The sequence below is a fragment of the Globicatella sp. HMSC072A10 genome (genome assembly GCF_001811625.1).
In the GTDB taxonomy this organism is placed as follows: Bacteria; Bacillota; Bacilli; order Lactobacillales; family Aerococcaceae; genus Globicatella; species Globicatella sanguinis.
The window spans coordinates 1-6,137 of the sequence record NZ_KV805718.1 but is presented as its reverse complement, the minus strand read 5'-3'; the positions used below and the strand labels follow the sequence as shown (position 1 = coordinate 6,137).

10 protein-coding genes are annotated in these 6,137 nt (G+C 31.5%); 8 read left to right on the top strand and 2 right to left on the bottom strand.

Annotated elements, in window-relative coordinates:
- Positions 1-247: 247 nt before the first annotated feature.
- The 7 genes from HMPREF2811_RS05280 (at position 248) to HMPREF2811_RS11910 (ending at position 4,602) form a co-directional block, all read left to right on the top strand.
- Positions 248-649 (top strand): hypothetical protein, encoded by a 402-nt coding sequence (locus tag HMPREF2811_RS05280; protein WP_071408412.1) that lies wholly within the window; start codon positions 248-250, stop codon positions 647-649.
- A gap of 99 nt (positions 650-748) precedes the next feature.
- Complete coding sequence (locus tag HMPREF2811_RS05275; protein WP_071408411.1) at positions 749-1,093, top strand: hypothetical protein; 345 nt, start codon at positions 749-751, stop codon at positions 1,091-1,093.
- A gap of 87 nt (positions 1,094-1,180) precedes the next feature.
- On the top strand, positions 1,181-2,491 hold the full coding sequence (locus HMPREF2811_RS05270) for a hypothetical protein (protein ID WP_084801956.1): 1,311 nt from the start codon (positions 1,181-1,183) through the stop codon (positions 2,489-2,491).
- 18 nt (positions 2,492-2,509) lie between these two features.
- Positions 2,510-3,574 (top strand): hypothetical protein, encoded by a 1,065-nt coding sequence (locus HMPREF2811_RS05265; protein WP_071408409.1) that lies wholly within the window; start codon positions 2,510-2,512, stop codon positions 3,572-3,574.
- A gap of 300 nt (positions 3,575-3,874) precedes the next feature.
- Positions 3,875-4,006 (top strand): hypothetical protein, encoded by a 132-nt coding sequence (locus HMPREF2811_RS11840; RefSeq protein WP_256388702.1) that lies wholly within the window; start codon positions 3,875-3,877, stop codon positions 4,004-4,006.
- Between the two features lie 259 nt (positions 4,007-4,265).
- Positions 4,266-4,460, top strand: coding sequence for an ATP-binding protein (locus HMPREF2811_RS11915; RefSeq protein WP_168164946.1), 195 nt, complete (start codon positions 4,266-4,268; stop codon positions 4,458-4,460).
- A 10-nt stretch (positions 4,461-4,470) separates the two neighbouring features.
- Positions 4,471-4,602, top strand: coding sequence for an ATP-binding protein (locus HMPREF2811_RS11910; protein ID WP_371441401.1), 132 nt, complete (start codon positions 4,471-4,473; stop codon positions 4,600-4,602).
- Positions 4,603-4,757: 155 nt separating this feature from the next.
- Here HMPREF2811_RS11910 and HMPREF2811_RS05260 read toward each other — a convergent pair whose 3' ends face one another.
- Complete coding sequence (locus HMPREF2811_RS05260) at positions 4,758-5,072, bottom strand: type II toxin-antitoxin system RelE/ParE family toxin (RefSeq protein ID WP_210386548.1); 315 nt, start codon at positions 5,070-5,072, stop codon at positions 4,758-4,760.
- Positions 5,059-5,322 carry a type II toxin-antitoxin system Phd/YefM family antitoxin gene (locus HMPREF2811_RS05255; RefSeq protein WP_071408407.1) on the bottom strand — a complete coding sequence of 88 codons (264 nt, stop codon included), beginning with the start codon at positions 5,320-5,322 and terminating at the stop codon, positions 5,059-5,061. The genes HMPREF2811_RS05260 and HMPREF2811_RS05255 overlap by 14 nt, the downstream gene beginning before the upstream one ends.
- A 374-nt stretch (positions 5,323-5,696) precedes the next feature.
- Here HMPREF2811_RS05255 and HMPREF2811_RS11905 point away from each other — a divergent pair, with 374 nt between their 5' ends.
- The gene (locus HMPREF2811_RS11905; RefSeq protein ID WP_168164945.1) at positions 5,697-5,840 is read left to right on the top strand and encodes an ATP-binding protein; all 144 of its coding nucleotides are present in this window, start codon (positions 5,697-5,699) and stop codon (positions 5,838-5,840) included.
- Positions 5,841-6,137 lie beyond the last annotated feature (297 nt).

Here is a 6,137-nt window from a genome sequence, read left to right as displayed (position 1 = left end):
TTAAAAATAGTGGTAATATTCAGGAATACTACAATCAATATAAAGAGAATAAAACACGCTGTAGTGCCAAAAAGAAGGACTCATAAAAGTTACAATAAGATTATCCAATTTGTTGCACGTAACTTTCACCAGTTACAAAAACAATTGAGTTAATCTTGTTGTAACTCTTATACTTGAAAAGGAGCATTAAGAGGTTGAAGTCAACTGGGAAGAATTACATCAAATTGTCCTTGATGCGTTAAACCAGATGATTGATGAAAAAGTAAGTTATATAAAAATAATGAAATCGATTATCAGTAAAATATTAGTGGACGATTATGATGATAAGGTTGAAAGATTAAACGATAAATTGCGAAATTTGCAAGAAAACTTAATCTTAGCGGCAAACCAAGATAATGATTATGATAAGATAGCGGATAAGATTTTTGAATTACGCACCAAGAAAGAAAAAATGTTAATTGAATATGTAGTTAACCAAGAAAAGCGAAGAAGATTGGCCGATATCAAGTCTTACCTAAAAACACAACATACGAAACTAGAAGAGTACGAAGAAAGTCTTGTTACGAAGATAGTTGAACAAATACTAATTAAAGATGAATTAGTAGAAATCACGTTGAAGAGTGAAAAAGTTATAACGTTTGAAAAATAAGAGGGGCAAAGATTATGTAAATTTAAGACATAGTTCTTTGACTCTTTTTTAATATATAATAAAGATGAAAACATAATTAATTTGATTGGAGGAGATTAAATGCCAAAGTATACCGATGAAGAAATACGAAATTGTAAAAAAGTTACTTTGAAAATAGCAGGAGATTATTTGGGTATCTCATCTAATGCAGTTGGATTAGGAATGAGAAATAATCTATTACCGATTGGTTTTGCTGTGCACAATGAAGAACAAGATAGGAGATTTAGTGAGAGTTGGTCTTATCACATAATTGCTGAAAGATTAATTGCTTATAAATATGGAAGAATTTCAGAAATACATGTACAAAACATAGAAAAAAGTTTGGATACTATTATTGAAGAATATAGAAAGTTTAAACAAGATTTACTTTTTATATTAAGCGAAAACGAGGAAGCAGAGAATTAAAGATTTTTGAGTATGCGTTTTCGCTACATGAATTTGAAGATGAAAATAAAATATTGAATATAGAATTAGATGGGGAGGGTATTTCTGATGATGACCATGAGTAGAGAAAAGCTTTATCATGAAATTTGGGAAATTAGTGCAAAACGGGTTGCTGAAAAATATAATTTAGATTATCCCAAGTTACTAAATATATGTAAGGAGAACGATATTCCAATTCCAGGTAGTAAATATTGGGTGACTCTAAGAACCGGTCAGGATGTTAGTCAGTTAATAGTGCCATTAACTGAATCTGAGAATAGTGAGGTTACCATTCCATTTAAGAAGAATAAAAGTAAAGTTAAGAAAAATAATCATAACCAAAAATTACATGAAGTTAATGTACCCTTTAAAGAAGAATGTACGGAATTGCCTATTGACATTGATAAAAATATTATTGAACAAAAATTATCAATGATTGAAAAAGAAAAAATTGAAAAAATAATTAGCGCTATTAGCAGCGATAGAATATACGAAAATAAAAGACTTCATAAGAAGGTTAGTAATTATAAAAAACAAGTTGCTTTGTGGAATACAAAAGTAAAAAATTCTAAAAGAAATTATTTTGATCCCCGATATGAAAGAAATGATATGCAGAAACCAAAGTTTATTGATGAAGTTTCAAAGGAAAATTTGCCTCGTTTATATAAATTACTTGATATGTTAGTTGGAATATTTGAAAAAATTGGAGAGACAGTAACGGATGATTTTTGTGTATTAATTGGAGATGATACTGTCCCTTTTGAAATTATTGAAAGCACAGATAAAATTAAACATGAACTTACAAAAGAAGAAGCCAAAAGATTAATAGAATATGAAGATAGTAAGAAACATGGTGGATACGCCTCGAAACCTAACATAAGAAAATATGATTATGTTTATAATGGGAAATTTCGAATTAAAATGTCAACAGGAGCATATATAAAAGATAAAAAAGATCAAGGTTTGGAAGAAATGTTGCCAGAAATTCTCATAATTTTTTATGAATCATATGTTTTCATTAAATCAAGAAGAGAAGAACTTGAGGAACAACAACGACAGAGGGAAGAACAACAAAGAATTCAAGAAGAATATAAGAATCGAGTTAAAAATGAAAAAAAGAAAACAATCCAACTCTTAAATACAATGGAAGATTATAGATTAGCCGAGGAAATTAGAGTGTTTGCAAATGTACTAGCAAAAAATGGAAAAATTGGTAATGAATATGTGAAATGGGTTCTTGATAAAGCGGATTGGATAGATCCTACTGTATCAACAGATGATGAGTTATTAGGAAAAAGGGAACATCATAAAGATAGTGAAGCTAAGATGAATTTTTTGAAAGATAAATATTCTGGTTATTTGGGTAGTTGGTGGACTTAAGAAAGTAGGAAGCAAGGTATGTGCTGGATATTTAATTATAATATTTACAAAGAAATGAAAAGAAATTTAAAATATGAAGATAATGCTAATGGATTCATTACCGTATTTATTGAATTACCATTTGCGATTCCTTTTAGAGAAAAAGATACATATACTTTTTATTATCAAAATCGTTTAGTAGGAATATGTACAGAGCATGTAATCCATGATTATACTTATAGAAATAATACAACTGTTTTATTAAAGAATTATAAATCGAATGTAGAAATCGTATTTTTTATGAATAAACATATTTCCAAGAGCGAGTCAGAGTCGTTAGCACATGAATACGTGGATATAGCAATAGAAGTTATTAATTATATAATAGATATTTTCATAGCATATAAACATTCTTTGGTAGTGTATAGGATATCAAGAATGGATATACCGATAATAATTCCAACTCGATGTATTAGAAGTAAAAATTTTAAAGATAAAATGATAGATGTGTTTGCAATGACGAATTTTTATTGTAAAGATGACTTATTAGAGCCTAAATATCTAATTGGTGAAGATAGGTTAGCTTTTTTGGATCAAATTAATGGGCATAAACTGAATCCATTTATTCTATCGGTATTATTTCTTAGACAAGCGTATAAAGAGTTAAATACAGGAAAATTTAATAATACTATTATTAGCGTACAAACATCAATCGAGATATTTTTTTCTGTAGTATTACGTCAAATTCTATTAAATAAAGGAAATAAGAAAGAATCAGAGATTGAGAATATTTTTAATGCGGGATATAAAAATTGGATGAACGACCACCTAGCAAAGTATATTGAAGCGGTTGGATATAAGTTTGAATTTAGAAATAAAATGGATATGGATAAAGAAAACGTTCTATTTGAGTATATTGACAAAATATATCAAAAACGAAACAATATAGTTCATAGAGGTGAAGTATATTCTGAAGAGGATGCTATTGAAGCATATTATAAAACTGAAGAAATATATAATAAAATGACTGATATTATCAATTCTACAAAATTAAGAGAAATAATTTATGGAGAAGAATTTTCGTCATATCCTTTATTGCGATAATTTTTCTTTGCTATTAATACTTTTAAACCAACATTCCAAAATCAATCAAATTCTTAGTAACGACACATGTGGGGTGTGTAGTGTTGATGACAAGGGAAAATGATGAAGCTTTTTGTTAAAGGGGGAGTCCCAGTTGAAGATAATGGCAATAAGTCATTTACTGATAAAAAATAAAGAAGGACAATTATGATTAAAGTAAGATTTGCAATAGAATAAGATGCTAATTCCTTTTCTAATTTATGTTCCAAAGCTTGGATGGTTACTTATGCTGACATTTATTCAAACGAGTATATTGATAAAGTGATTGCTGAATTCTATAATGTTGAACGCATTGCGAAAGAATCAAGTGGATCTTCATCTTATTGGCGTGGAAATTCAAAACAAGATCCTAAACAATATTATACAATCAGTATTCATAAAAATATCGATTAGCGTATTACACTAGAGTAGTTCGGAGTAACTTTCATATTAATTTAAAGTGCAGGGTTGAGTGGCCTCAATCGCAGTGGTTGAGTGGTCTCAACCTGCGTCTTAAAGACTTGTTTGAGACCTACTCAACTGTGCGGGGGTAGGCCGACGAAGGAAAATTATTCAATTTTGTACTTCTGGTCTACTCCCAACTGTTCGGTGGTAAACAGACGAATCGAAAATCAACTGATTTTCTACTTCTTGCGCACTCCCAATCCATTCCTTGAGGACCGCTTGTCAGGAAGGAACGCTCGAACGAATAATAAAATTATTCTTCAAATATAAGTTACTTGTGATTGATGAAGTAGGATTTAATGAAATAAGTTCTCTTGAAGCCAAGTTATTCTTTCAATTGATCGATATGCGATATACAAAGCGCTCCACGATCTTCCCGAGTAACTTAACTTTCGATAATTAGCCATACCATTATGGGACAAGACGAGATGTTAACAAAGGCGATTATCGATCGTATTTTACATCATTCTTATTTCATTAATATAATAGGGCCTTCTTATCGAATTAAAGACAAACTATCCCCACGAAAAAGTGTGGAATCTTAAGTGAGATAAATCGGGATTTTTAAGTTGACTTTTATAATGCAGAATTGTTGAGAAGAATGCAGAACTGTTTCAAGATTTATAAACGAGCCTTATCAAACATTGAGGTCACAAGCTAATGAAAAAAGCTCTTATCATGGCGATAGGAGCTTTATCTTTTATATATGAGAATCTAGGTGTCGTTTGCTGTAAAGTATACGGCGGATTTCCATGACGGAATCAATCACCACATAGAAAATAGAGTAGTTTCCAACTCGGATGATGTAATACGGATGTTTTCTCTTTTTTTGACTTAAGAAAGGTTGGAAGCTAAGAGGATAGTTAGATCGCTCCTCAATTGCTTTATGAACATTTTCTACAAATTTCATTGCTGCCGATGGATTGGACAGCGTTAAAGCAATATAATCGACAATTTGATTTAAATCTTCCTCAAAGCTTGGAAGAATACGAATTTGATAGTTAGCCATGCTGATTAATGCGCTCCTTGACTCGTTCAATCACCTCATCGAGGCTATACCTTATCTCTGTGGAAGCTGCTAAGTGATCTGCTTCATCAAGTTTGCTTTCAATATCTTGGGTCATAGATTCGTATTGATCGATGCTCATTAATACCATCGTGCCGTAGCCATTTTTAGTTAAAAAGACAGGACGTCCAGATTCAATAACTTCTTCTTCGACTTCAGGAAATTTATTTCTTAGATCTGAAACAGGACGAATATTCATAAGAAGACCTCCTTTTTTAATTATCATAATTCTATCATTAAACTATCAATAAGACAAGAGTGTAGTGCCACCAAAAAGTTGGACCAAAAATCTAACTTTTGGGGTCGGTTCACTGTCAGTGATTTTTTAAGCTACTCAAGGGGCTTTCAGATTAGAGACAAACCCTAAACCCTATTTGAGTTACTCTCAAGACGATTATATATATAATCGGATAACGTAAAAACGCAACACTAAAGACATAGAACCATGTTTTAGCGGTATAGCATAGTTCGGTGTCTCTTATTTTTGTATAATGAAGACGGGTGTATATGTTAACTTAAAAGTGAGCCATTTCGCAATTTAAAATTGAGCCACTTCTGATAGAAAATAACCGTTTGTATAATGTTAAAGTCGCTGCTTTCCCTTACTTAAAGACCATAGACAATTATGACTTCACGTTTCAGCCGAGTATTGAAGAGGAGCAAATAAGATCGATTATTGAGTCATCCTTTATAACGAAGCAAAGAACGTGGTATTAGTAGGGAATCAAGATACAGGCAAAACGTATTTAGCGGTTAAGATTAGCTATAGTGACGCGATTAAACGTAATAGTGTTTTAGGCTGGGCAATATCTTTTTAAATTCTATACAGTCATCGGTTATAATTAAAAGTGCAGTGGTTGAGTGGCCCCAATTTGCGTCTTAATGACTTATTTGATACCTACTCAACTGTCCGGGGGTAAACAGGCGAAGCGAAAATCAACTGATTTTCTACTCCTTGCCCACTCCGAATCCATTCCTGGAGGACCGCTTGTCAGGAAGGAACGCTCGAACGAA